The 23,953-nt window shown below is 70.2% G+C and carries 23 protein-coding genes and 1 pseudogene; 10 read left to right on the top strand and 14 right to left on the bottom strand.

Translation table 11 applies throughout. The features are described 5' to 3' along the window. The coding region (locus tag DY245_RS00595) for a response regulator (RefSeq protein ID WP_147318317.1) at window positions 1–967 on the top strand (967 nt) is incomplete at its 5' end. A gap of 43 nt (window positions 968–1,010) precedes the next feature. Here DY245_RS00595 and DY245_RS00590 read toward each other — a convergent pair. Next, window positions 1,011–2,660 carry a long-chain fatty acid--CoA ligase gene (locus tag DY245_RS00590; RefSeq protein ID WP_128502370.1) on the bottom strand — a complete coding sequence of 550 codons (1,650 nt, stop codon included), beginning with the start codon at window positions 2,658–2,660 and terminating at the stop codon, window positions 1,011–1,013. Between the two features lie 230 nt (window positions 2,661–2,890). Here DY245_RS00590 and DY245_RS00585 point away from each other — a divergent pair, with 230 nt between their 5' ends. Then, on the top strand, window positions 2,891–3,142 hold the full coding sequence (locus DY245_RS00585; RefSeq protein ID WP_128502369.1) for a hypothetical protein: 252 nt from the start codon (window positions 2,891–2,893) through the stop codon (window positions 3,140–3,142). Window positions 3,143–3,163: 21 nt separating this feature from the next. Here DY245_RS00585 and DY245_RS00580 read toward each other — a convergent pair whose 3' ends face one another. Then, entirely contained in the window at window positions 3,164–4,984 is a 1,821-nt protein-coding gene (locus DY245_RS00580; protein ID WP_244942742.1) for a SpoIIE family protein phosphatase, read from the bottom strand. A 159-nt stretch (window positions 4,985–5,143) separates the two neighbouring features. Here DY245_RS00580 and DY245_RS45620 point away from each other — a divergent pair. The 3 genes and pseudogenes from DY245_RS45620 to DY245_RS00570 form a co-directional block, all read left to right on the top strand. After that, window positions 5,144–5,974: pseudogene (locus tag DY245_RS45620) on the top strand (HAMP domain-containing protein); the annotation flags it as partial. A 1-nt stretch (window position 5,975) separates the two neighbouring features. After that, window positions 5,976–9,583: HAMP domain-containing protein (locus DY245_RS00575; protein WP_244942741.1), on the top strand; the 3,608-nt coding region annotated here is incomplete at its 5' end. Then, window positions 9,580–10,389, top strand: coding sequence for a response regulator (locus DY245_RS00570; protein ID WP_128502367.1), 810 nt, complete (start codon window positions 9,580–9,582; stop codon window positions 10,387–10,389). The genes DY245_RS00575 and DY245_RS00570, both read left to right, overlap by 4 nt. A 27-nt stretch (window positions 10,390–10,416) precedes the next feature. Here the strand turns inward: DY245_RS00570 and DY245_RS00565 are convergent, their stop codons facing one another. The 5 genes from DY245_RS00565 to DY245_RS00540 all read right to left on the bottom strand — a co-directional run bounded on the left by DY245_RS00565 (window position 10,417) and on the right by DY245_RS00540 (window position 14,127). After that, the gene (locus DY245_RS00565; protein ID WP_128502366.1) at window positions 10,417–10,782 is read right to left on the bottom strand and encodes a hypothetical protein; all 366 of its coding nucleotides are present in this window, start codon (window positions 10,780–10,782) and stop codon (window positions 10,417–10,419) included. Window positions 10,783–10,821: 39 nt separating this feature from the next. Continuing rightward, window positions 10,822–11,463, bottom strand: a complete 642-nt coding sequence (locus tag DY245_RS00560; RefSeq protein WP_220377831.1) for a DUF6313 family protein — start codon at window positions 11,461–11,463, stop codon at window positions 10,822–10,824. Window positions 11,464–11,605: 142 nt separating this feature from the next. Continuing rightward, window positions 11,606–12,217 carry a Uma2 family endonuclease gene (locus tag DY245_RS00555; protein WP_128502365.1) on the bottom strand — a complete coding sequence of 204 codons (612 nt, stop codon included), beginning with the start codon at window positions 12,215–12,217 and terminating at the stop codon, window positions 11,606–11,608. A 64-nt stretch (window positions 12,218–12,281) separates the two neighbouring features. Continuing rightward, window positions 12,282–13,343 carry a helix-turn-helix domain-containing protein gene (locus tag DY245_RS44035; RefSeq protein ID WP_244942740.1) on the bottom strand — a complete coding sequence of 354 codons (1,062 nt, stop codon included), beginning with the start codon at window positions 13,341–13,343 and terminating at the stop codon, window positions 12,282–12,284. A 373-nt stretch (window positions 13,344–13,716) separates the two neighbouring features. After that, a complete protein-coding gene (locus DY245_RS00540) occupies window positions 13,717–14,127 on the bottom strand; it encodes an ATP-binding protein (protein ID WP_128502362.1) in 411 nt (136 codons plus the stop codon). Window positions 14,128–14,239: 112 nt separating this feature from the next. On the opposite strand from DY245_RS00540, the gene DY245_RS00535 reads away from it, so the two are divergent. The 3 genes from DY245_RS00535 to DY245_RS00525 all read left to right on the top strand — a co-directional run bounded on the left by DY245_RS00535 (window position 14,240) and on the right by DY245_RS00525 (window position 15,669). Beyond that, a complete protein-coding gene (locus DY245_RS00535; RefSeq protein WP_128502361.1) occupies window positions 14,240–15,088 on the top strand; it encodes a helix-turn-helix domain-containing protein in 849 nt (282 codons plus the stop codon). Next, on the top strand, window positions 15,085–15,267 hold the full coding sequence (locus DY245_RS00530) for a DUF397 domain-containing protein (RefSeq protein WP_128502360.1): 183 nt from the start codon (window positions 15,085–15,087) through the stop codon (window positions 15,265–15,267). The genes DY245_RS00535 and DY245_RS00530 overlap by 4 nt, the downstream gene beginning before the upstream one ends. A 186-nt stretch (window positions 15,268–15,453) precedes the next feature. Beyond that, window positions 15,454–15,669 carry a hypothetical protein gene (locus DY245_RS00525; RefSeq protein ID WP_128502359.1) on the top strand — a complete coding sequence of 72 codons (216 nt, stop codon included), beginning with the start codon at window positions 15,454–15,456 and terminating at the stop codon, window positions 15,667–15,669. A gap of 183 nt (window positions 15,670–15,852) precedes the next feature. Here DY245_RS00525 and DY245_RS00520 read toward each other — a convergent pair whose 3' ends face one another. The 7 genes from DY245_RS00520 to DY245_RS00490 all read right to left on the bottom strand — a co-directional run bounded on the left by DY245_RS00520 (window position 15,853) and on the right by DY245_RS00490 (window position 22,029). After that, complete coding sequence (locus DY245_RS00520) at window positions 15,853–16,386, bottom strand: SigE family RNA polymerase sigma factor (protein ID WP_128502358.1); 534 nt, start codon at window positions 16,384–16,386, stop codon at window positions 15,853–15,855. A gap of 206 nt (window positions 16,387–16,592) precedes the next feature. Continuing rightward, window positions 16,593–17,759, bottom strand: coding sequence for a lipid-transfer protein (locus DY245_RS00515; RefSeq protein ID WP_128502357.1), 1,167 nt, complete (start codon window positions 17,757–17,759; stop codon window positions 16,593–16,595). Beyond that, complete coding sequence (locus DY245_RS00510) at window positions 17,756–18,151, bottom strand: MaoC family dehydratase (protein WP_128502356.1); 396 nt, start codon at window positions 18,149–18,151, stop codon at window positions 17,756–17,758. Before DY245_RS00510 ends, DY245_RS00515 begins: the two co-directional genes overlap by 4 nt. Continuing rightward, a complete protein-coding gene (locus tag DY245_RS00505; protein WP_128502355.1) occupies window positions 18,148–19,347 on the bottom strand; it encodes an acyl-CoA dehydrogenase family protein in 1,200 nt (399 codons plus the stop codon). The genes DY245_RS00510 and DY245_RS00505 overlap by 4 nt, the downstream gene beginning before the upstream one ends. A gap of 1 nt (window position 19,348) precedes the next feature. After that, window positions 19,349–20,338: a bifunctional MaoC family dehydratase N-terminal/OB-fold nucleic acid binding domain-containing protein gene (locus tag DY245_RS00500; protein ID WP_128502372.1), complete on the bottom strand. Its 990-nt coding sequence runs from the start codon at window positions 20,336–20,338 to the stop codon at window positions 19,349–19,351. Between the two features lie 5 nt (window positions 20,339–20,343). Continuing rightward, window positions 20,344–21,510 carry an acyl-CoA dehydrogenase family protein gene (locus DY245_RS00495; RefSeq protein ID WP_128502354.1) on the bottom strand — a complete coding sequence of 389 codons (1,167 nt, stop codon included), beginning with the start codon at window positions 21,508–21,510 and terminating at the stop codon, window positions 20,344–20,346. A gap of 213 nt (window positions 21,511–21,723) precedes the next feature. Continuing rightward, the gene (locus tag DY245_RS00490) at window positions 21,724–22,029 is read right to left on the bottom strand and encodes a hypothetical protein (RefSeq protein WP_128502353.1); all 306 of its coding nucleotides are present in this window, start codon (window positions 22,027–22,029) and stop codon (window positions 21,724–21,726) included. A gap of 472 nt (window positions 22,030–22,501) precedes the next feature. On the opposite strand from DY245_RS00490, the gene DY245_RS00485 reads away from it, so the two are divergent. Continuing rightward, the gene (locus DY245_RS00485) at window positions 22,502–23,482 is read left to right on the top strand and encodes a bifunctional DNA primase/polymerase (RefSeq protein WP_128502352.1); all 981 of its coding nucleotides are present in this window, start codon (window positions 22,502–22,504) and stop codon (window positions 23,480–23,482) included. A gap of 157 nt (window positions 23,483–23,639) precedes the next feature. After that, window positions 23,640–23,939, top strand: a complete 300-nt coding sequence (locus DY245_RS00480; RefSeq protein WP_128502351.1) for a trypco2 family protein — start codon at window positions 23,640–23,642, stop codon at window positions 23,937–23,939. The last annotated feature ends 14 nt before the right edge of the window (window positions 23,940–23,953 follow it).

Below are 23,953 nucleotides of genomic sequence, written 5' to 3'. Positions count from 1 at the left end.
GGCGCGCCCGCACCCGGGCGCCCAGCAGCCGCAGCCCAAGCCGCAGGCCCCGGGCCAGGCCGCCGCCCCGCCCAAGCCGCAGGCCCAGCCGCAGCCCCAGCCGCATCTGATGGACGCCGGCGAGGGCCGGGCCTTTGCGATCTCCGCGCCCGACGAGGGCAGCGAGGGTCCGGAGCCGCTGGACGGCCCGAACGGCGCCATAGAGGTGATGAACCGTCAGCCGCTGCCGATGGACGACGAGTTGCCGCCGGAGCCGCTGGACAATCCGCGCCGGCTGCTGGTCTGGCCGGCGCCGGACGTCGCCACCCAGCAGGCGCTGAGCGACCGCGGCTACCGCCCGGTGATCGTCAACTCCCGCGAGGAGGTGGACGCGCAGATCGCCGCGTACCCCGCGGCGCTCTTCGTCGACCCGCTGACCGGGCCGATCACCCGTACCGCGCTGCAGTCGCTGCGCCAGGCGGCGGGCGCCGCCGAGGTCCCGGTGCTGGTCACCGCCGGTCTGGGGCAGGCCACCCGGGAGGCCGCGTACGGCGCGGACCCGGCCGTCCTCCTCAAGGCGCTGGCCCCGTGCGACAGCGAACAGCACCCGCCGCGGGTGCTGTTGATCGAGCAGAACGACGCCATCGCGGGCGCCCTGACCACGTCGCTGGAGCGGCGCGGGATGCAGGTCGCACGGGCCGGCGCGGACACCGACGCGGTCACCCTCGCGACCCAAATGCGGCCGAATCTGGTCGTGATGGACCTGATGCAGGTGCGCCGCCGGCGGGCCGGCATCGTCGACTGGCTGCGCGCCAACGGGCTGCTCGACCACACACCGCTGGTCGTCTACACCTCCGCCGACATGGACCCGGCGCAGCTGCCGCGGCTGGCCGCCGGCGAGACGGTGCTCTTCCTCGCGGAGCGCTCCACGAGCGCCGAGGTGCAGGCCCGGATCGTCGATCTGCTCGCCAAGATCGGTACGAACTGACGCGTGGTGGGGACCGGTGCTCCGGCCCCCACCACCGGCCGCCTCACGCCAGCAGCGTCACATCCAGCTCCCCGTCCGCGTACTGCCTGCGCAGCACCTTCTTGTCGAACTTGCCCACGCTGGTCTTCGGCACCACGGGGATCACCGCCCACCGCTCCGGCAGCTGCCAGCGCGCGATCCGCTCGCCGAGGAACGCCTTCAGCTCCTCGTAGCCGATGGTCGCGCCCTGGGTGAGCACGACGGTCGCCAGCGGCCGCTCGCCCCACTTGTCGTCCGGTACGGCGACGACCGCGGCCTCCGCGACATGCGGGTGCGCCATCAGATGGTTCTCCAGCTCGACGGAGGAGATCCATTCGCCGCCGGACTTGATGACGTCCTTGGCGCGGTCGGTCAGGGTGAGATAGCCGTTGGGGGTGATGGTGCCGACGTCGCCGGTGCGCAGCCAGCCGTCGGGGCTGAACTTGTCCTCGGGGCACAGCGGTTCGCCCTGTGCGCCGCCGTAGTAGGCGCCCGCGATCCACGGTCCGCGGATCTCCAGCTCGCCCGCGGCCTCGCCGTCACAGGGCAGCTGCTCGCCGCCGGGGCCGATCAGCCGCGCCTCGACGGAGGCGGGGAAGCGGCCCTGGGTGGCGCGGTAGGCCCACTCCTCCTCGCCGCCGACGCCGGCCGGCGGATGGGAGACGCTGCCGAGCGGAGAGGTCTCGGTCATGCCCCAGGCGTGCACGACGCGGATCCCGTGCCGCTCCTGGAAGCCGCGCATCAGGGCGGGCGGGCAGGCCGATCCGCCGATGACGACCGTACGCAGACAGGCGACATCTCGCCGCGTGGCGTCCAGTTCGGCGAGCAGTCCCTGCCAGATGGTGGGCACGGCGGCGCCGATGGTGGGCCGTACGGTCTCGATCATCTCGGCGAGCGGGGCGGGCTGCAGAAAGCGGTCCGGCATCAGCAGCGAGGCGCCCGCCATGAACGCGGCGTGCGGCAGGCCCCAGGCGTTGACATGGAACATCGGCACGACCGGCAGCGTGATGTCGCGTGAGGTGAGCGCGAACGCCTCGGCGGTGTTGACCTGCATCGAGTGCAGATAGAGCGAACGGTGGCTGTAGAGCACGCCCTTGGGGTCGCCGGTGGTCCCGGAGGTGTAGCAGAGCGCCGCGGCCTCCCGCTCGTCGGTCTCCGGCCAGTCGTACGTCTCCGGGCGCCCGGCGATCAGCTCTTCGTAGTCGTGCACCCGCGCCTGCGCGCCGTCGAGGACCGACAGGTCGCCGGGGCCGACGACGACGATGTGCCGGAGGTTCGGCAGCTGCGGCAGCAGCGGGGCGAGCAGCGGCAGCACGGTGCCGTTGACGAGCACGACCCGGTCCTCGGCGTGGTTGATGATCCACACCAGCTGTTCGGCGGGCAGCCGCAGATTGAGCGTGTGCAGCACCGCTCCCATGGAAGGGATCGCGAGATACGCCTCCATGTGTTCCGCGTTGTTCCACATGAGCGTGCCGACGCGTTCGTCGTCGGCCACGGACAGCTCGTCGCGCAGCGCGTGGGCCAGCTGCGCGGCCCGGTGGCCGATCTCGGCGAAGGTGCGCCGGTGCGGGTCGCCGTCGGTCCAGGTGATGACCTGCGCCTCACCATGGATCGTCGATCCGTGGGTCAGGATTCGCGAGACGGTGAGCGGTACGTCCTGCATCGTGCTGAGCACCGAGTGCCTCCGCTTAGTTACGGACGGGTAGTGGTGCTGCGATTGTCGGCGCATACCGCTTGGTATGTCACGACCCCGGCGGTGTGTTCTTGCCCGCTCATGACCTCGCGGCCGGGCTCGTTCACCCACAGGGATGGCCTTCCGGCCAGGTTGCCCGTAGGGCATCAAGCCGGAACAGCACGCTGACGATCACCTGGTTACGTGGTTACCCCTCCTGACAGGAGCGTCATATGCGCCCCCACCTCGGCCGCTGCCTCGTCCTTGCCGCCCTGGGCGGTGCCGGCGTGCTCGCCTGCGGCGTCGCCCAGGCCGCCCCCAAAGCCGCACCCCAGGCCGCACCGGCCTGGCGGCCTTCCGACGGCGGCTCGTCGCTCGGCCGCCCGCTGTTCGGCGGGCAGTTCGACCCCGTCGGTGGCAACGGCGGCGGAGTGGTCGCCGGCGGCGGGCGGCTGCTGGTCACCAGGGCGGGCGGCGGGGCCTGATCGCGGGCGGCCGGCCGGCCGTCACGTCCGCGGCTCCACCGTCGGCGGCTCCACCGTCGGCGCCACCGCCTGGAGGACCAGTACCGACAGATCGTCCTCGACCGGGCCGGTGCCGAAGTCGTGTGCCGCGCGGCGGATGTGCTCGGCCAGGGCCTTGGCGCCCAGGCCCATTCCGTCCCGCAGCACCTCGATCAGTCCGTCGTTGTCGTCCAACTGCCAGTTGCCGCAACGGCGTTCGGTGACGCCGTCGGTCACGCACAGCAGCGTCTCGCCCGGTGCGAGGGCGAAGGAGCTGGCGCGGAATTCGGTGCCCTCGTCGATACCGAGCAGCATCTGCGGCTCGGAGGCCGGCTCCACGGCACCGTCGGTGAACATGTGCAGCGGTGGCGGGTGGCCGGCGCTGGCGACCGTACAGCGGGCGCCGGCGATGCCCGGGTCGACCTCCAGCTCGCCGTAGAGCAGGCTCAGAAAGCGGGAGCTGGCCTGTTCGCCGCCCAGCTCCACCGCCTCCGCGCTCTCCTCCGCCATGGCCAGATTCAGCCTGCCGAGCACCGACTCGACGCCATGGCCCTCGCGGGCCAGCAGCCGGACAAGGTGGCGGGCCAGACCGGTGACGGACATCGCCTCCGGGTCCTTGCCCTGTACGTCGCCGAGCAGGAAGCACCAGCGGCGGTCGCCCATCGGGAAGACGTCGTAGAAGTCGCCGCCGACGGTCTGGCCCTCGCCGTGCGGCTCATAGACGATCGCCGTGTCGACGCCGGGAATGCTGGCCAGCGAGGCGGGCAGCTGCCGGCGCTGGAGCGCCAGGCTGATCGTGGTCTGCCGGGTGTACTGGCGGGCGGTGTAGACGGCCTGGGCGACCCTGCGCGCCACGTCCTCGACCATCCGCACCACGGTGTCGGTCATCTGCAGCTGCCCCGCCCGGCCGAGCAGCAGCACGCCCTGGGCGGTGTCCCGGGCGACGAGCGGGAAGGCCAGTGCCGAGCCGCCGGTGGCATCCGAACCGGCGCATTCCGGCCAGGGCCAGGGGGTGCCGGAGGTGCCGATGACGTCGGACGGCGGATCGCGTTCGAGGTCGGCGCGGAGCGGATTGATCCGCCGCTCGTCGACATGCCAGACGCGGGACAGCTGCATACCGCCGCCCTCGGTGGTCAGCCAGATGGCGCACCAGTCGGCGAGCCGGGGCACCAGCAGCTGGGCGGCGAGCGCGGTGACCATGTCCTGGTCGAGCTGCCCGGCCAGGAGTTCGCTGGTCTCGGCGAGAAAGGACGGGCCGCCACGGTCGGCCCACTCGGCGGCGTGCCGGCGTGGTTGGCCGCGCACGGGGTGGGTCAGACGTACGGGCGGCTCGGGCCCGGGCCCCGCGCCCACAGATCCGAGCTCGCCCTCGGTGCCCTCCAGGCGGAACCAGACGGTCTTCACCGCCTGGCGGTAGGTCACGCCCCAGGACTCCGACAGCGCGCTGACCAGCTGGAGGCCGTACCCCGGCTCTCCGGCGCGGGCGTCCACCCCGCCGCGTACGCGCCGGGCGGGGTGGCGGTCGGAGACCTCCACCACCACGCCGATCCTGGCCGGGCCGCGCTCCCCGTCGACCTCGGCGGGCGGGCGGCCGTGCTCCAGCCGGCAGGTCACATCGATCTCGGTACCGGCGTACATCACGGCATTGGTGACCAGCTCGCTGGTGAGCAGCACCGCGGTGTGGATGAGCTCCGAGCTGATCGCCGCCGCCCCGGGGCCCGCGGTGGCGGGCGGTGAGCCCGCCCGTTCGGTGAGCAGTGCGCGCACGAATTTGCGCGCTCCGGCGGCCGCGAGCTGATTTGCCGGCAGGCCTTTCCGGGACACGGATTCCGTCGCGTATGGGGAGGACAGCGGTGTCACTGTGCCCCCTGATTCCCGGGGAGAAAGTCATTACGAGCGCTTTATACTATGTCATATCTGCCCAAATGGATCACTCCGCTCGACTGGATCTCTCCACATCGATCACTGGGGGGTTGGTGCGCCATGGCTCTCGACCCGACCCGGCCCGAGTCTGTTTCCCCTCCCTCAGAGACCCCACAGACCCCACAGACCGCGGAGTCCCCGGAGCCCCTGGAGGCCACCCCGGGCCCCTCCGCGCCCCTCCCCGACGGCGACGGCCAGTGGGTACGCACCACCGAGCTACGACCGCTGCTCGCGGCGCTGCACGCACTGCGCGACGGGGACTTCAGCACCCACGTGGAGACCTCGCAGTACGGCGCCTCGTCGGACGGTGTGCTGGCCGACATGGCCGGCGTCCTCAACCAGATCGTCGCCCGTAACAGCCATCTCGCCTCCGAGCTTCAGCGCGTACGGAGCGAGATCATCCGGCAGGGACGGCTGGACGAGCGGATCTCCGCGAGCCCCGGCCCGGGGACCTGGACGACGAACGTCGAGGCGGCCAACACCGTGCTCGAAGCGCTGGTGGTGCCGCTCGCCAAGGCCACCCGGGTACTGGACGCGGTGGCGGACGGCGATCTGACCCAGCATGTCGATCTGCACGACGGCACCCGCCAGCTCCGCGGCGATCTGCGCCGCCTGGGCAGCGGGGTGAACCGCATGGTCGACCAGCTCTCGCTGTTCACCGGCGAGGTCACCCGGGTGGCCCGCGAGGTCGGCACCGAAGGCCGGCTGGGCGGCCGGGCCAAGGTCCAGGGCCTCTCCGGCGACTGGCTGCATGTGACCGAGGCGGTCAACACCATGGCCTCGCGGCTGACCGCACAGGTGCGGGACATCGCGGTGGTCACCACGGCGGTGGCCCGCGGCGATCTGACCCAGCAGGTGACGGTCGAGGCGACCGGCGAGCTGCTGGAGCTGNCCCAGCAGGTGACGGTCGAGGCGACCGGCGAGCTGCTGGAGCTGAAGCTCACCGTCAACAAGATGCTGGACCAGCTGCGGGCCTTCGCCGACGAGGTCACCCGCGTGGCCCGCGAGGTCGGCACCGAAGGCCAGCTGGGCGGCCGGGCGCAGGTCAGGGGCGTGTCCGGGGTCTGGAAGGACCTCACCGACAACGTCAACTTCATGGCGTCCAACCTGACCTGGCAGGTCCGTAACATCGCGCAGGTGACCACGGCGGTGGCCAACGGCGACCTGAGCCAGAAGATCACCGTGGACGCGCGGGGCGAGATCCTCGAACTGAAGTCGACGATCAACACCATGGTCGACCAGCTCTCCGCCTTCGCCGACGAGGTCACCCGCGTGGCCCGCGAGGTCGGCACCGAGGGCCAGCTGGGCGGCCGTGCGCAGGTCAGGGACGTATCCGGGGTCTGGAAGGACCTCACCGAGAGCGTCAACTTCATGGCCGACAACCTGACGTCCCAGGTCCGCAACATCGCTCTGGTCGCCACCGCCGTCGCGGAGGGCGACCTCGGCAAGACGATCACCGTCGAGGCCAAGGGCGAGATCCTCGAACTCAAGTCGACCATCAACACCATGGTCGACCAGCTCTCCGCCTTCGCCGACGAGGTCACCCGCGTGGCCCGCGAGGTCGGCACCGAAGGCAACCTGGGCGGTCAGGCGCAGGTCAGGGGCGTCTCCGGGGTCTGGAAGGACCTCACCGACAACGTCAACTTCATGGCGCTCAACCTGACGTCCCAGGTCCGCAACATCGCCCAGGTGACCACGGCGGTGGCCAACGGCGACCTGTCCAAGAAGATCGATGTGGATGCCCGCGGCGAGATCCTGGAGCTGAAGGACACCGTCAACACGATGGTCCAGCAGCTGCGGGCGTTCGCGGACGAGGTCACCCGAGTGGCCCGCGAGGTCGGCACCGAAGGCCGGCTGGGCGGCCGCGCGCAGGTCCACGGCGTGTCCGGCGTCTGGAAGGACCTCACCGACAACGTCAACTTCATGGCCGACAACCTGACGTCCCAGGTCCGCAACATCGCCCAGGTCGCCACCGCCGTCGCGCGCGGCGACCTCTCGAAGAAGATCGACGTCGATGCCCGCGGCGAGATCCTCGAACTGAAGACCACGATCAACACGATGGTCGACACGCTGTCCTCGTTCTCCTCCGAGGTGACCCGCGTGGCCCGCGAGGTCGGCAGCGAGGGACAGCTCGGCGGCCAGGCCCGGGTCGAGGGCGTCTACGGCACCTGGAAGCAGCTGACCACCAGCGTCAACGAGCTGGCGCTGAATCTGACGACGCAGGTGCGCGCGATCGCCGAGGTCGCCAGCGCCGTCACCCAGGGCGATATGTCCGGCTCCATCTCCGTGGAGGCCCAGGGCGAGGTCGCGGCCCTGAAGAACAACATCAACCTGATGGTCGCCAATCTCCGCGAGACCACCCGCGCCAAGGACTGGCTGGAGTCGAACCTGGCCCGTATCGCCAGCCTGATGCAGGGCCACCGCGACCTGGTCGAGGTCGCCGATCTGATCCTGCGCGAGCTGACCCCGCTGGTGAATGCGCAGTTCGGCGCGTTCTTCCTGGCCGAGGCGGGCGCCGAACCGGGCGAGGGCCTCGAACTCATCGCCGGTTACGGCACCGGCCAGCCCGAAGGCCGCCGCTCGCTGCCGCGGCTGCGCCTGGGCACCCCCGGCTGGGGCCTGATCACCCAGGCCGCCATGGAGAAGAAGCGCATCGTCGTCGAAGCCGTACCGCCCGACTACATCACCATCAGCTCCGGCCTTGGCGCCGCGGCCCCGGCCAGCATCGTCATTCTCCCGGTCCTCTTCGAGGACCAGGTGCTGGGCGTTATCGAACTCGCCTCCTTCAGCCGGTTCAGCGAAGTCCACCTCGCCTTTATCGACCAGTTCGTGAACACCATCGGCGTCTCCATCAACACCATCATCGCCAACGCCCGTACGGAGTCCCTGCTTTCGGAGTCCCAGCGCCTCACCGCCGAGCTCCGCCAGCGCTCCGACGAGCTCCAGCTCACCAATGCCGAGCTGGAGGAGAAGGCTGCCCTGCTCGCCACCTCCTCGCAATACAAATCGGAGTTCCTGGCGAATATGTCGCACGAGCTGCGCACCCCGCTGAACTCCCTGCTGGTGCTCTCCCGGCTTCTCGCCGACAACCCCGACCACCGGCTCTCCCCGCAGGAGGTGGAATTCGCCGTCACCATCCACCGCGCCGGCTCCGACCTTCTCCAGCTCATCAACGACATCCTGGATCTGTCGAAGATCGAGGCCGGGCGGATGGACGTCCACCCCAAGACCCTGCCGCTGATCAAACTCCTCGACTACGTCCGGGCCACCTTCAAGCCGCTCACCGTCGACCGCGGCCTGACGTTCGACGTCACGGTCGACGACGATGTGCCCAAGGAACTCTTCTCCGACGAACAACGCCTCCAGCAGATCCTGCGCAACCTCCTTTCCAACGCCGTGAAGTTCACGACCTCCGGCGGTGTGGAACTCATCGTCCAGCGCGTACCGGGCACGGACTTCGAAGAGGAATCCCTGCGCACCGCCGATGACGTCATCGCGCTCTCCGTGAAGGACACCGGCATCGGCATTCCGCCGGAGAAACTCGACGGAATCTTCGAGGCGTTCCAGCAGTCCGACGGCACCACCAACCGCAAATACGGCGGCACCGGCCTCGGCCTCTCCATCAGCCGCGACATGGCCGGGCTGCTCGGCGGACGGATCACCGCCGAGAGCGAGCCGCAGGTCGGCTCGACCTTCACCCTGTACGTGCCCGCGCGCTACTCCGGTGCGCTCCCCGCGCCCAGCCCCACCGCCGCGATCCGCCCCGCGGAGAGCACCGCGCAGGCCGGCTCGGCCCGCCCCGTGCTGGCCCAGCAGCTCACGGCCAGGCCCGCCGAAGCCCCGCAAGAGGCACCGCCGGACGCGGAACGGGATACCTCGCCCGGCGATGTCTTCCCCGCCGATGAGGAGCAGGAGCTGATCCCCCGTACGGGGACCCGCGCAGCCGACGGCGGCGATGTCGCCTGGCCCGAGACCACCCGCCTCAAGGACTGGCTCAGCGGACGCCCCGGCGAGGTGCTGGCCAATCGCCGGATCCTCATCGTCGACGACGACATCCGCAATGTTTTCGCGCTCACGCATGTACTCGGCCGGGTCGGCATCAGCGTGAAATACGCCGAAAACGGCCGTGAAGGACTGGAAGTCCTCGACCGGACACCGGACGTATCACTGGTGTTGATGGACATCATGATGCCCGAAATGGATGGTTACGAGATGATCAAGGCGATCCGACAAGCGCCTCGATTCGCCGAGCTGCCGGTCATCGCGCTCACCGCGAAGGCGATGCCGGGCGACCGGGAAAAGGCGATCGAGAGCGGTGCCAACGACTACATCCCCAAACCGGTGAATGTGGACCGCCTGCTGTCCGTCATCTGCCATCTGCTGGACCCGCAATGCGGCGCCCCGTATCCGCGCCCCGACTCCGACACCCCTATTACCTCCGCGCATGACGCCGAGGGCACAGGCCAGGAAGACCCGGGAACGGCGGGGCAGCAATCATGACGACGACACCCGACACCTCGTCCAGCATCCTCATCGTCGACGACATGGAGGAGAACCTTGTCGCGCTGGAGGCGGTCCTGGGCTCCCTCACCCAGAAAGTCGTCCGCGCGCGTTCCGGCGAAGAGGCCCTCAAAGCGATGCTCCGCGAGGAATTCGCCGTGGTCCTCATCGACGTCCTGATGCCCGGTATGAACGGCTTCGAGACCGCCGCCAACATCAAGGGCCTGGACCAGACGAAAGACGTCCCGATCATTCTCCTCACCGGCGCATCCGTGGACCCCAATTACGCCTACCGCGGCTACACGGTCGGCGCCGCCGACTTCCTCATCAAGCCCTTCGACCCCTGGCTCCTGCGCACCAAGGTCAACGTCTTCCTCGACCTCCACCGCAAGAACCGCCAACTGGCCGCCCAGGCCGACCAGTTGAAGCGCCTCCTGACAGCGGAGAACCGCCCCGGCGGCGAGACACCGGCCCCCCACGAACCCCAGGCCACCCAGGGCTCCCACCCAACCCCTGGCTCCCAGCCAACCCAGAGGTCTCACACCCCCGAGGAGACGCCGCCCGGACAACCCCCCGTACACCCGGAGCCCACGGACGACCACAAGCCCGCCGAACCCCCAACATCCCCGCATGCGCCCCTCCCCGAGGCCGGCGACGCCTCCCGTCTGGCAGAGGTCGCCGGCCAACTGGCCGAGGTCGAACTCCTCCTCCGCGAATCCAAGGGCTCCGACCAAAAGGCCCTCGCCGACCGCATCGCCGAACTGGAACAGGCGGTGGGACGGCTGCTGGTGAGCGGGGGGAGGTAGGACGGCCGACGGCGGCGCCGCCCGCTGCTACCCGCGCCCGAACCCCCGCCGGAACCGGCCGCGCCCAGGACGCTCGGGCGGTCGGGGAATGTACGGCAGGCGGTCCTCGGTCTCGGCCGTACGGCTCCAGGCGCGGCTCGCCGCCGGCCGAACGGTGGTGAGTTCGGAGCGCGGCGCCCGAGCTCCCTCGAACTCCTCCCCGTTCTGACGCGCGATCCTCATCAGATCGGACAGCATCCGCTCCGCCAGGTCCGGCTCCAACTGGACCCCCACCCCTTCGGACCCCCAGCGCAGCACACACTCCGCAGCCCTGGTCAGGCCCTCGTCGGTGGCGGTGGGGAACGCCAGGGCGAGTGAGGCCCGGACAATCTCCACTGCGCTCTCGGCTTGCATCAGGCGCTCTCCCTCACGCTCTTCGCGGCTTTAGCCGCCTCACGGCTTCCGGGCAACGCAGACCACACAGAGACCGACCAGGGCCGCCGGGCGCATATGGATGCGCGTCGAGTCCTGTGCCTGGCGCAAGCACTCATGCCGGTCGAGCTTGGAGAATTCCTGAGTGCTCATCATGTCTCTGATGATGACTTCCCAGTGATCCTGTGCCTTGACCCAGTCATTGCGATGGGCGATCCGCACAAAGGCGTCCACAAAGTCCTGCTCGGCCAGCATCCCGTGGAAGTACGCCCCGAGGTAGTCGATCCGGGAGGGCGGCCTGAGCCTGTCCCCCCAGCCGCGCCGCTGGAACAACGTGCTGGACGAGATGGCCTTCACGCTCTGGATACGGGTGGCGATCACATGACCGGCCACACCACCGATGACCGCCGGCACGGCCAGCCAGCCGATGACCGAAGCCAGCCACAGCAGAGTGTGCTGCGGCGCATCGATCAGGGTGAACGTCCTGTACACCGCACTCGGGCTCGCAGAGCGGACGGCGAAGACGTACAGCAGGATGATGACTGCGGCGAACGGAAGGCCCGCGTCGATGATCCACTGCGTCAGACCGGCCAGCGCCTTTCTGGAGCGCCACAGCCGTCGCAGTCTTTTGTTCCTGCGCACCGGTGGCAGCGCCAGATCCATGGGTATAGGGATCGGGTTGTTCAACTACGCCCCCCGGTGTCTCACCGACACAACTGACGCAACGGCCGCAACTGAGGCATTGCCCGGACACGCCACCGCATACCAGGGGTGATTCTAGCCACTACGCAGCCGCCGGAACCCGTCAATCCTCGGCGGCATCAGGGGACTTGGTGTAACGCGGCAGATTCTCGGTCGTGATCGTCCACTCGCCGATCGTGACGTCTTCGCCGTAGACGAATTCCTTCCGGGTCGCATAGCGGGGGCCGGCCGGGGTCGGGTGGATGTCGGTGAGCACCGCGCCCGAGCCCGTACGGGGATCGAAGATCGCGTACACGGGAATGCCCAGGAGGGGGTAGTCACGCATCTTGCTCACCCAGTCGTTGTCCGGATTGGACCGGGACACGATTTCGATGGCGGCGACGAGCGTACGCGGATCGAAAGACCCCTCGACCTCCATGTCCGCCTCGGCGATCACCATCACGTCGGGGTGACGCATGATGCCCTCGGACTGGTCCTCCACGTCGGGAGTACCCGTGTGGGCCACCAGGTCTTCCGGCATCACCTTCTCAAGGCGTTTCCGGACACGCAGCGTGGTCAGCTCGTGGGGTCCGACGGGCGCCATCATGTCGTGAACAATCCCTTCCTTCGTGATCTCGAACTTGCCTGGAAGGGTGTCGTCCATGGACTGAACGAACTCCCGCATGGTCCGGTACAGCAGGGCGTCACGCCGGGCGTCATCCGGGGCGATGGTCATGGCGCACGCTCCTCGTCTCTGTCGGCATCGCTGCCGGCGACCAGTCGGAGTTCTCAGCTTCATGCTATGCGGCCTTCTGTTGGGTGGTGGCCGGGGCGCGGCAGTCGCGGCAGCGGCCTGGTTCCGGGGCGCGGAAGGCGCGGTCGCAGCCGTCGCAGGTCTGGAGCGGGTGAGGGCGCGGGACCGTGCGCGCGGCGGGCGGGGCTTCGGCCGGGAGGGGTGGTGGCAGCAGCGCGGTGAGGCGGTGGGCGAGCAGGGCCGCCGGGTGGCGGAGGGTGGGCGGCAGGCGGGTGGCCAGGGCGGTGCGTACGGAGTCCGGGGGCGCGCCGCGTTCCAGCCACGCGGCGACGGCCGGGGCCAGGCGGTCGATGTCCCGTACGGAGAGCAACAGGCGAGGGTCCTCGCGGCGCAGGTTGGCGAGGAGGGAGGAGGCCTTGGTGTGGTGTTCGCGGGTGTGGGGGTGGGGCAGCGGGGGGCGTGCGGCGGGGGCTGCTGGGGCTGTGGGCGCTTCCGGGGCAGCTGGGGCTTCTGGGGCTTCCGCAGAAGCTGATGCGGGCTTGGCGGGGGCCGTTGGGGCGGGATCCGCAGGGGCCGGGAGGGTCGGCAGGGGCGCGAGGGCCGGAAGCGGATCGGCTGCCGTACGGTGCTCGGTCTGCTCGGTCTGCTCGGACTTCTCGGTCTGCTCGGTCTCCTCGGTCTCCTCGGCCTGCTCGGCCTGCTCGGCCTGCTCGGACTTCTCGGTCTCCTCGGCCTGCTCGGACTTCTCGATCTCCTCGGACTTCTCGATCTCCTCGGCCTGCTCGGCGGACTCGCGGGCGCGGCGGGCGCGGGTGGCCTCCGGGTCGTTGTACGAGATCGTGATCGTGACGAGCCGCCCGTCATCGGTGCGCTTCCGGACCCGTTGGAGGTAGCCGTACGCCTCCAACTCCCTTAAGGCGGAGGCGATCCGGTCGCGTCCCTCGGGGAACCTCTTGGCGAGCGTACGGATGTCGACGGGCGCGCCCTCGGGCAGCGACTGGATGTGGACCGCGAACCCGATCGCGAGGCCCGACAGCGCTCGGTGCTGGGCGAGGTGGTTGCCGATGATCGTGTAGCCCGGCTGCTGATGTTCGGTGACCTTGTGCACGCCGGCAGGACCACCGGCAGAGGACCGGCGAACGACGTACGGGGCGGGCGCAGGAGCGTTAAGCTGCTTCGAAGCCATCAGGAAGCGTTCTCTTCCTAGTTGGTCAGGCCCTCGATCGGGATGCCAGTCCCGGCCGGGGGCCGTCGCATGTTTGCGGTGGTTTTGGGGTTGTTGTTACCGAGAGTGCATCGGCGAGGAGCGCGGAGGCGAGCCTTCCGGCCGTGGATCACCCGAGTGAGTGAGGCGAGTGTTCGGCGCCGGTTGGGTTGGGTGGGTTGGTTCTTTGCACCTGGGGTTATTTGGTCTTTTAGCGCCGGGGCCACCGACGCGCAGACCACCGAAGCCCGGTTCTCCGGCCTCCGGTTGACGGCCTTCAGTTCCACATCGGCAGGTCGAATTCCGCCCACACCGTCTTGCAGGGGAAGGGTCCCCGCCGCGTCCCCCAGCGGTCGGCAAGCGAGGCGACCAGGATCAGTCCGTAGCCGGACTCCCGCGCCCCCGGCTCCTGTAGGACCGGGATCCGGTCACCGCGCGCATCCGTCACCTCGATACGGAGCGTGTCCGCGTCAGAGGTGAGGACGAGCCGGAAGTCCCGCCCCCGTACGCGGCCGTGCGAGGTGGCATTCGCGGCCAGCTCGGAAATGACCTGAGCCGGACTCTCGAACGGCAGCCCCCAGGAGCGGAGTTGCTCGGTCGCGAGAAGCCGCGCGAGCCGGGCCCCTCGGCGAGTGGCGGACAGCTGGATGCGGAACTGGAGCTGATGCTCGGCAATTTGCTGATTCATGTCACTCAGCGTGGTCGCGCGTGCTTACGCTGAACAGTAATGACCCAGGTACGCACGGTGACGTCCTTCGCATACTCACGGGACAGCACCGTTGTCCAGAAGGTGGAAGCGGATGAACGTTGACGACGCAGATGAGGCGGCTTGGGGCCTCGATCCGGATGACGAGTCACAGGCCGGCGTCGAGGCGGTCGGGCGCCAGCTCAAGGTATGGCGAGAGGCTGCCGGGCTGCGCCCGGCCGAGTTCGGGGCGCAGATGGGGTACGGGGAGAACCTGATCTACAAGATCGAGCGAGGCGCGCGCATTCCACGCCCAGAGTTCCTCGACAAGGCCGACGAGGTCTTGGGCGCGGGTGGAAAGATCGCCGCGATGAAGGAGGACGTAGAGCAGGCCCGGTACCCGAAGAAGGTCCGGGACCTGACCAGGTGGGAGGCCGAGGCGGTCGAACTCGGCGCGTACGGCAGTCACAACCTGCACGGGCTGTTGCAGACGGGGGAGTACACACGGGCACTGTTCGAGATGCGGCGGCCTGCCTACTCGCAAGACAAAGCGGAACGGCTCGTAGCCGCACGTATGGCTCGACAGACGATCTTCGACCGATCGCCCGCTCCAGCTCTCATGTTTGTCCAGGAAGAGGTCACCCTACGCCGCCCCATCGGAGGCAGAATGGTCCTGCGCCGACAGCTCGAACACCTGTTGGAAGTGGGCCAGTTGCGGAATGTCGAGATCCAGGTCATGCCGACAGACCGCGAGGACCATGCCGGGATGGGCGGCCGGATCCAACTGCTGAAGTTTGGGGACGGCTCCGTAGTGGGCCATTCCCAGGGCCAGTTCGGCAGCCGAGCAGTCTCTGATCCGAAGGAGATCCGGATCCTTGAGCTGCGGTATGGAATTATCCGGGCGCAGGCTCTCACGCCACGGGAGTCACTGGCCTTCATCGAGAAACTGCGGGGAGAGACATGACACTGGTGTGGATCAAGAGCAGCTACAGCGACAGCAACGAAGCTGACGACTGCATCGAGGTCGCCGCCACCCCCTCCACCATCCACATCCGCGACTCCAAGAACCCCCTCGGCCCCCAGCTCCACGTCCAGCCGGCAGCCTGGGCCGACTTCCTCTCGTACGCCGCCTCCGCGCGCTGACCATGCGCCGGGGAGTGCGCAACGGCGCGTAGTGGCCCGTGCGTGCAACTGCCCGTGGTTTCCGTCGGGGCGCCGGCCGGGTGAGCGCGGATGTGGCGGGAACGCTGTCAAGAGCGGCAGAAGGACAGCGCGTCCGATCTCCCCCACCGGGGCCGGCGGACGCCGGGAGGCTCTGGGGGAGTAACGATGCGGCAGTTCGACCTCAAGGCGGAAGCGGAAATGCGGCTGCGGTCCGACAAGCTCGCCGCTGAACTGGCGCGCAAGCGCCGCGAGGAGCTTGGGGCGGCCGAGGACGGCGCCCAGGCGCCCGCTCCGGCCGACGCGACGGGCACGGCCGGGGCGACGGACGCCGACGACGAAGACTCCTCACACGACACGGGCCAGAGCCCAGCGCTCAGGTGAGAGTCACCTGATGGCGCGTCCTGCGGCCGTCAGGGGTAAACCGCAGCCTGTGCCTGTGGACCCCGGGGCGGCCGGCGGCCACGTACCCCTCGTATGCCTGGGCAACTGCCTCACGGTCGGAGAACGGCCCGAGAGCGGCCGGAGAACGGAGAGGCCGCGTCCCCTCAGGGGCGCGGCCTTCGGTCAGGCGATCATCGCCAGTTCGGGGTCTTCCCGGAGTTTGGACAGGGCGCGGGAGACGGCGCTCTTGACCGTGCCTACGGAGACCTCCATGACCGCGGCGGTCTGGGCCTCGCTGAGGTCCTCGTAATACCTGAGGACGACCATGGCCCGCTGGCGGGGAGGCAGTCGCATCACCGCGCGCCACATCGCGTCGCGCAGGCCCTCCAGCTCGGCCGGGTCGGGTGCCGGCAGCGGGTCCGGTTCGGGCAGCTCGTCGACGGCAAATTCCTCGACCTTGCGCTTGCGCCACTGGGAGGTGCGGGTGTTGATCAGCGCGCGGCGGACATAGCCGTCCAGGGCGCGATGGTCCTCGATGCGTTCCCAGGCCACAAAGGTCTTGGTCAGCGCCGTCTGGAGGAGGTCCTCGGCGTCGTTCGGGTTGGAGGACAGCGACCGCGCAGCGCGCAGCAGGACCGGCCCCCGGGCCCGTACATAGGACGAGAACGTCGGGAACACAGCGGCGTTCGAAGCGCTTGTGCACACTGGCGTGGTCATGTGCCCCACGCTAGAAGCGGGGGTGGGGTCGGGGGATCGGCCCAAGGTGCCGAAGGGCTATCCCCCTCAAGTTGTACGGGTGGGGGTGACCCCACCTCCTCAGGGGGGATGGGTGGGGTGGACTCCCGTAGGGAGCCATCGCGACCCGTAGGGATCAAGTAGGGACCCGTAGGGGCCTTCGGCGCGTCACGGCCGCCGCCGGGGGCTCAGCGCGTGGCGCCGAGAATCAGCCCCGAGGTCGGGACCCCGGTGCCCGCCGTGACCAGGATATGGGCGGGGCTGTCGGCCTGGTTCACGCTCGTGCCGCGGATCTGGCGTACGGCCTCGGCGATGCCGTTCATACCGTGGAGGTACGCCTCGCCGAGCTGGCCGCCGTGGGTGTTCAGGGGCAGCGTGCCGGCGGCGACGAGGTCGGCGGCCTCGCCGGGGGCGCAGAAGCCGAACTCCTCCAGCTGCATCAGCACGAACGGGGTGAAGTGGTCGTAGAGGATCGCGACGTCGATGTCGGCGGGGGTGAGGGCGGAGGTGCGCCAGAGCTGGCGGGCGACCACGTTCATCTCGGGGAGGCCGGTCAGGTCGTCGCGGTAGAAGCTGGTCATCTGCTCCTGGGCGCGGCCGGCGCCCTGCGCGGCGGCGGTGATCAGCGCGGGCGGGTGGGGCAGATCGCGGGCCCGCTCGGGCGAGGTCACCACGATCGCCTGGCCGCCGTCCGTCTCCTGGCAGCAGTCCAGCAGCCGTAGCGGCTCCACGATCCAGCGGGAGGCGGCGTGCTCAGCGAGGGTGATGGGCTTGTTGTAGAAGTACGCGGCCGGGTTGCGGGCGGCGTGCCGGCGGTCGGTGACGGCGACCTGGCCGAAGGCTTCCGGGGTCAGCCCGTAGGTGTGGAGGTAGCGCTGGGCGGCCATGGCGACCCAGGAGGCGGGGGTGAGCAGGCCGAACGGGAGGTTCCAGCCGAGGGCCGTACCTTCGGCGGACGGTTCGCGCTGCTGGACGCCGGAGCCGAAGCGGCGGCCCGAACGTTCGTTGAACGCCCGGTAGCAGACGACGACTTCGGCGATGCCGGTGGCGACGGCCAGGGCCGCCTGCTGGATGGTGGCGCAGGCCGCGCCGCCGCCGTAGTGGATGCGCGAGAAGAAGGACAGTTCGCCGATGCCGGCCGCCTGCGCGACGGTGATCTCGGGGTTGGTGTCCATGGTGAAGGTGACCAGGCCGTCGACGTCGGCGGGGGTCAGCCCGGCGTCGTCGAGGGCGGTGTGTACGGCCTCGACGGCGAGCTTCAGCTCGCTGCGGCCGGAGTCCTTGGAGAACTCGGTCGCGCCGATGCCAACGATGGCGGCGCGGCCGCCGAGGGAGTCCGCCGTACGCAGGCTCATACCGCACCCTCCGGGAGGCTTACGGTCACCGTGCCGGTGACGTGGTGGCCGATGCCGTTCGCGCCGACGATCCGCACCACCGCCGTACCGTCGTCCGTCACCTCGGTGACGGTGCCGCTCAACACCATGGTGTCTCCCGGGTAGTTGGGGGCGCCCAGGCGGATGGCGACCTTGCGCAGGGTGCAGCGCGGCCCGAAGTGGTCGGTGAGGTAGCGGCCGACCAGACCGTTGGTGGTGAGGATGTTCATGAAGATGTCCGGGGAGCCCTTTTCCCTGGCGGCCTCGGCGTCGTGGTGGACGTCCTGGTAGTCGCGGGAGGCGAGCGCTCCGGCGACGATCAGGGTGCGGGTGACGGGGATGGTGAGCGGCGGCAGCTCGTCGCCGGCTTTCATGGTGTCTCCTCGCGGTTCTTCCGGGGGTGCGAGTTCTTCCCGAGGTCCCGGTTCTCGTGGCGGTCCCGGTTCTCCTGGCGGTCCCGGTTCTCCTGGCGGTCCCGGTTCTCCTGGCGGTCCCGGTTCTCCTGCTTGTTCGTCGTGAGCAACTGGCCCAGTTCTTCGAGGACTTGGGCGCCGGAGCCGAGGTACGCGTCGAGCTGCCGTCCCCAGAGGAAGTGCCGGTGGACGGGGTGATCGATGTCGGCGCCGATACCGCCGTGCAGATGCTGTCCGGTGTGCACCACGCGGGTGCCCGCCTCGGACGCCCACCAGGCGGCGGTCAGCGCATGCGAGCGGGCGTCCAGGCCCGCGTCCCGCCGCCAGGCCGCCTCGTAGGTGGTGAGCCGGATGGCCTCGGTGTCCATGTACGCGTCGGCGGCGCGCAGCAGTACCCCCTGGTTGGTGGAGAGCGGGCGGCCGAACTGCTCGCGGGTGGTGGTGTGGGCCACCGCGCGGGCCAGGGAGCCGGCGCAGACCCCGGCCTGGAGGGCGGCGAAAGCGGTGCGGGCGGTGGCGAGGGTGTCGGCGTAGGCCGCGTGGCCGGACAGCCGTTCGACGGGCGTCCCGCCCAGCCGTTCGGCCGGCGCGCCGTCCAGGGTGAGCCGGCCCGCCGACCACGGGGCGGTGGTCCGGACCGGGTCCCGTCCAACGCCCGCGCCGTCGGTGCGTACGAGCCAGAGCGTCTCGTGCGCGTCCGGCACCAGGACGTGCGTGGCATCGCCCAGCCAGGGCACGACACGGACCGTGCCGGTCAGCCGCCCCTCGCCGGCGGCCCGCCGCTCGGCCCGTACGCCGCCGGGCCGTGCCGGAAAGGCCCCGGTGGCGACCGCCGCGCCGTCCCGCAGCACCGGCAGCAGCCGCGCCCGCTGCTCCGCGCTGCCGTGCGCGCCGATCGCCAGCAGGCCGTAGACACAGCTCACCGCGAACGGCACCTGTGCCGTCGTACGCCCCTGCTCCTCCAGCATCAGGACGAGGCCGAGCAGCCCGGTCTCCTCGACCGCGCCCGGCAGCCCGGCCGCGCACAGGGCCTTCCACAGTTCGGTGTCGGTGGAGGTGCCGAGCGCGGCCAGCCGCTCGGGCGTGGACAGATCGGTGAAGATCTCGGCCGCCAGGCCGGCGGCGGCCCGCTGCTCCTCCGTAGGCGTGAAGTCCATCTCAGCCCGCCACCCCTCCCCCGGCCCGGAAAACGGGCAGCTCCCACTCCCCGTCCACCCGCAGGAATTCCAGCTGCACGGGCATCCCGATCCGCACCTTGTCGTACGGCACCCCGATGACATTGCTGACCATCCGCACCCCTTCCGCCAGCTCGATCAGCGCCACCGCGTAGGGAGGGTCGAAGGCGGGGAACGGGGGGTGGTGCATCACCACGTACGAGTAGACGGTGCCGGCGCCGGTCGCCTCGACGGTGTGCCACTCGGGCGAGCCGCAGCCACGGCAGCCGGGGAGCCAGGGGAAGCGCGGGGTGCCGCAGCCGCCGCAGACCTGGATCAGCAGCCGGTGTGTCTCCACGCCCGCCCAGAAGCCGGCGTTGTCGCGGTTGATGACGGGGCGGGGCCGGCGCGCCTCGGGCTGCCCGGGCGCCTTGGACCGCTCGGCCGCTTCGGTCTCCTCGGCCGCTTCGGTCTCCCCGGCCGCTGCGGTCCGCTCGGGCGCCTTCGTCATCCGGGCTGCCGGTGCGTACTTGAGGATCCGGAAGCGATGCGTCCCGGCCGGTTCGCCGTCCGCGCGGACCTCCATCCGCGTCGTGATGAAGTGCCCGGTCCCCAGCTTGGTCGTCTTGCGCTCCGACACCGACTCGATCACCGCGTCGAAGGTGATCCGGTCACCGGGCCGCAGCGGCCGCGGATACTCCTGCTCGCAGTCGGTGGCGACGACGGAGGTGTATCCGGCGCCGTCCAGCAGCCCGAACAGCTCGTCGTACGCCCCCGAGCGGTCGGTGTGGCCGGAGAGACCGCCCATCGTCCAGGCCTGGAGCATGGTGGGCGGGGCGATGGCGTCCGGCCCCCGGTAGGCCGGGTTCGCGTCGCCCATCGCCTCGCACCAGTGCCTGATCATCGGCTCGTTGACCAGGTCCTTGCCGGCGCCGGCGGTCGCGACCGGCTGCCCCTCGTAGGCCTTGAGCCGGTCGTAGGGCAGCTCGCGCACCTCACTCACCGCCGTCCCCTCCGCATCCCCAGTCGCATCGTCGCGACGATCTCCCGCTGGACCTCGCTCACGCCGCCCCCGAAGGTGTTGATCTGCGCCGCACGGTTCATCCGCTCCAGTTCGCCGTCCCCGAAGACGCCCGGCGAACCGGCTCGCACCAGGGCGGCGTCGCCGACCACCTCCTGGCACATCCGGTAGACCTCGACGGTGCTCTCCGTCCCCGCGAACTTGACGCCGCTCGCGTCGCCGGGCCCGAGCGTTCCGGCGCCCACATCGCCGACCAGCCGCCAGTTCAGCAGGCGGGTGGCGGCCAGCCGGGCGTGCGCCTCGGCGAGCCGGGACCGCACCCAGGCGTGGTCGGCGGGCCGCTCGCCGGTCTCCGCGTCCGGCGTACGGGCATGCGCCAGCGCGGCGTCGAAGGCGTCCTCGGCCTGCATGCCGATGGCGGCCAGCGCGACCCGCTCATGGTTGAGCTGATTGGTGATCAGCTGCCAGCCGGCGTTCTCCTCGCCGACGAGATGTCCGGCCGGGACGCGTATGCCGTCGTAGTACGTCGCGGTGGTCGTCAGCCCGCCGACCGTCTCGATCGGCGTCCAGGAGAAGCCGGGCGCGTCGGTGGGCACGAGGATGATCGAGATGCCCTTGTGCTTCGGGGCGTCGGGGTCGGTGCGGCAGGCGAGCCAGATCCAGTCGGCCTGGTGGGCGTTGCTGGTGAAGCTCTTGGTGCCGTTGATCAGCCAGTGGCCGTCGTCGCCGTCGGGTTTCACGGCGCGGGTGCGGAGCGCGGCGAGGTCGGTGCCGGCGTCCGGTTCCGTATAGCCGATCGCGAAGACGATCTCGCCACTGAGGATCCGTGGCAGGAAGAAGTCCTTCTGCTGCCGGGTGCCGTACTTCATCAGGGTCGGGCCGACGGTGTTGAGGGTGACCATCGAGACCGGCGCGCCCGCGCGGTAGGCCTCGTCGAAGAAGACGAACTGCTCGTCGGGGCCGCGGCCCTGCCCTCCGTACGCGGTCGGCCAGCCCAGGCCCAGCATGCCGTCGGCGCCGATCCGGCGCAGCAGGGCACGCTGCCCGTCGGCGCTCTCTACCGGCCCGTCCGGCATCACCGTGCGGAAGTACGAACGGAGTTCGGTGCGCAGCTGTTCCTGGCGCGCGGTGGGGGCGAGGTGCACGTCGGCGGCCTCCCCTTCTGGTGGCCGTACGCCGGGCGCGCAGGGGGTTCCGGGCGTACGAACGAGCGAGCGGGTTTCTGACTGTCCGTCAGAAACCCGCTCGCTGTCAAGGTCGGCGCAGTGAACCCCGGAGAAGCCCCATTCTCTCCGTGCCGACCCCGACACATCACCCCTCGACCGGCCGCCACTCCCCATGACGGCCGGCCGGTCTGCTCACCAGAGGTTGGTGAAGTTGACGGTGGTGTTGTCCTGGTCGATGACCGTGTAGCCGGAGCCGTTCACGCTCGCGGTGTTGTTCTGATTGGAGGCGCCGGCACCGTTGGCGACCTGCTGGCCCGTGGTCGAGTTGCCGAAGTTGTCGTGGCCGACGCCGGTCCCCACCTGACTCGTCGCCGCCGAGTTCGACCCGTTGGTCGCAAAGCCGCCGTTGTCGGCCTGCGCCACACCGCTGAAGAGCGCGGCCGCAAAGGGCAACGCGGCAGCTACGGCAATGGCGCGGGCCGTGCGGGTGCTTGCCATGTCTGTTCCTTCCACTGAGCACAACTTCTGGATCTGACCTACTGGATCCGACTCGCTGGATCCGACCTACTGGATCCGGCCTACTGGACCCGGCCTGTCGGACCTGCTTGCCCGATCTCCCTCGTTCCGGATCCGGATTGCTGGAACTCCCCTTCAACTCCCCTTGTTCATCGGGTAGTTGGCCGGCCACCGCGATGCTTGCCTCGACGTCGCGAACTCAGGATTGCCCACCGGATCCCCGGCGGACCCGCCACGAAGGGGCGATTCCCTCGCAAGCATGAGGAACCCCGGGTAAACCCCTGCCGCATCACATCGGCCCTGGCCAGGCCCCTTCGCCGACGTCAGGCCCCGTCGCCGGCCCTCCCTCACAAGGATTACGGGCCGCGCCGCGCTGACCGGAGTGCCCCGGCGCACTGGCCGATCTTCGCACGCCCCCCTTCCCTTCATCGAACATTCGTACGAAAATGGATCCATGGCCATGCACCGACGCCATGCCGGAACACCGACCGATCACGGGAGCGAGCCACGGCCGGACCACCAGAACGAGCCACCGGCCGGCCCCCGGCCCGATCCGCCCCACCCGCGCCCCGATCCGCCCACCGACGCGCCCGCCGACGCCCACGCCGCCGCGCTCTCCCACGCCCTGCTCGCCGCCGAGCACGGCTACCCCGTCATCCCGCTGACCCGCAGCAAGCTCCCCGCCATCCGCTCCCCGCACCGCGGCCACCCCGAGGTCCCGCCCTGCCGCGGCGCCTGCGGCCGTATCGGACACGGCGTACACGACGCGAGCACCGATCCGCTCAGCGTCCGCCGCCTGTTCGCCGCCACCCCATGGGCCACCGGCTACGGCATCGCCTGCGGACTGCCCCCGCACCACCTCATCGGCATCGACCTCGACACCAAGAACGGCGCCGACGGCCTCACCGCCCTCCGGTTCCTCGCCGAACAGCACGACTTCCCGATCCCGCCGACGGTCACCGTCCTCACCCCCAGCGGCGGCCGCCACCTCTGGCTCACCGGCCCGCCGTCCCCGCCCGTCCCCAATTCCGTCGGCCGGCTCGCCCCCGGCATCGACATCCGCGGCGTGGGCGGCTATCTGGTCGGCCCCGGCTCGCTCACCAGACACGGCCGGTACGTCCTCGCGCCCGGCGCCCCGCGCCGCCCCGCCCCCGTACCGCCCGAGCTGCTCAGCCTCCTCACCGCCCCGCCCCCGTCCGCCCACCGCGCGTCCGCATCCGCCGTCCCGCCCCAGCCCGCCGCGGCCCTCATACGCTTCGTCCGCACCTCCCCGACCGGCCAGCGCAACGCCCGTCTCTTCTGGGCAGCTTGCCGCGCCTATGAATCCGGCCTGGGCCAAGAACTCGCCCCGAGACTGACCGAGGCCGCCTGCCACTCCGGACTGTCCGAACAGGAGGCCCGCGCGACGATCGCATCGGCGGCCGGTCGGCAATAGAACCGGCATAGAACCGGCAAGAGAAAGCGGCCGATGCCTCCGGGCGGACGTACGCGGAATACGCCAAGACCACTGCGCCGAAAGCCCAGTTGGCGGCCCTGCTCGGCCGGTATGATCCCGAGCTCTGCACAACTGGTGGGACACAGATGGAGGGGTCATGACGGGAATCGGGCTCTCGGACACCATCCGCGCACTGCGCCAGGAATTGGTGGCGGCGGTGAACGACGGCGAGGGCCAGCCGGTGCGCTTCCATGTGGACTCCGTCGACCTGGAGATGCAGGTCGAGGTGACCGCCTCCGCAGAGGTCAACGGGGGGATCAAGTTCTGGGTGCTGACGGCGGGGGGCAAGGCGACGGGCGGTGCGTCGACCACCCACACCGTCTCCCTGCATCTGAAGGCGGAGACCGCCGACGGCGGGCGGGTCGTCACGTCCAACCACCTTGAGCTGGCCGACTGATCCCGCGATGACCC

The organism is Streptomyces inhibens, from assembly GCF_003389455.1.
In the GTDB taxonomy this organism is placed as follows: domain Bacteria; phylum Actinomycetota; class Actinomycetes; order Streptomycetales; family Streptomycetaceae; genus Streptomyces; species Streptomyces inhibens.
The sequence above is the reverse complement of the archived record's forward strand: the minus strand, read 5'-3'. Positions and strand labels throughout refer to the sequence as shown.

What these genes read in the sequence shown, in the direction of transcription:
- DY245_RS00585 (WP_128502369.1), top strand. Translation starts at nt 2,891, where the DNA reads ATGCGCCCCCACCTCGGCCGCTGCCTCGTCCTTGCCGCCCTGGGCGGT.
- DY245_RS00570 (WP_128502367.1), top strand. Translation starts at nt 9,580, where the DNA reads ATGACGACGACACCCGACACCTCGTCCAGCATCCTCATCGTCGACGAC.
- DY245_RS00565 (WP_128502366.1), bottom strand. Translation starts at nt 10,782, where the DNA reads ATGCAAGCCGAGAGCGCAGTGGAGATTGTCCGGGCCTCACTCGCCCTG.
- DY245_RS00560 (WP_220377831.1), bottom strand. Translation starts at nt 11,463, where the DNA reads ATGGATCTGGCGCTGCCACCGGTGCGCAGGAACAAAAGACTGCGACGG.
- DY245_RS00555 (WP_128502365.1), bottom strand. Translation starts at nt 12,217, where the DNA reads ATGACCATCGCCCCGGATGACGCCCGGCGTGACGCCCTGCTGTACCGG.
- DY245_RS00540 (WP_128502362.1), bottom strand. Translation starts at nt 14,127, where the DNA reads ATGAATCAGCAAATTGCCGAGCATCAGCTCCAGTTCCGCATCCAGCTG.
- DY245_RS00535 (WP_128502361.1), top strand. Translation starts at nt 14,240, where the DNA reads ATGAACGTTGACGACGCAGATGAGGCGGCTTGGGGCCTCGATCCGGAT.
- DY245_RS00530 (WP_128502360.1), top strand. Translation starts at nt 15,085, where the DNA reads ATGACACTGGTGTGGATCAAGAGCAGCTACAGCGACAGCAACGAAGCT.
- DY245_RS00525 (WP_128502359.1), top strand. Translation starts at nt 15,454, where the DNA reads ATGCGGCAGTTCGACCTCAAGGCGGAAGCGGAAATGCGGCTGCGGTCC.
- DY245_RS00520 (WP_128502358.1), bottom strand. Translation starts at nt 16,386, where the DNA reads ATGACCACGCCAGTGTGCACAAGCGCTTCGAACGCCGCTGTGTTCCCG.
- DY245_RS00515 (WP_128502357.1), bottom strand. Translation starts at nt 17,759, where the DNA reads ATGAGCCTGCGTACGGCGGACTCCCTCGGCGGCCGCGCCGCCATCGTT.
- DY245_RS00510 (WP_128502356.1), bottom strand. Translation starts at nt 18,151, where the DNA reads ATGAAAGCCGGCGACGAGCTGCCGCCGCTCACCATCCCCGTCACCCGC.
- DY245_RS00505 (WP_128502355.1), bottom strand. Translation starts at nt 19,347, where the DNA reads ATGGACTTCACGCCTACGGAGGAGCAGCGGGCCGCCGCCGGCCTGGCG.
- DY245_RS00490 (WP_128502353.1), bottom strand. Translation starts at nt 22,029, where the DNA reads ATGGCAAGCACCCGCACGGCCCGCGCCATTGCCGTAGCTGCCGCGTTG.
- DY245_RS00485 (WP_128502352.1), top strand. Translation starts at nt 22,502, where the DNA reads ATGGCCATGCACCGACGCCATGCCGGAACACCGACCGATCACGGGAGC.
- DY245_RS00480 (WP_128502351.1), top strand. Translation starts at nt 23,640, where the DNA reads ATGACGGGAATCGGGCTCTCGGACACCATCCGCGCACTGCGCCAGGAA.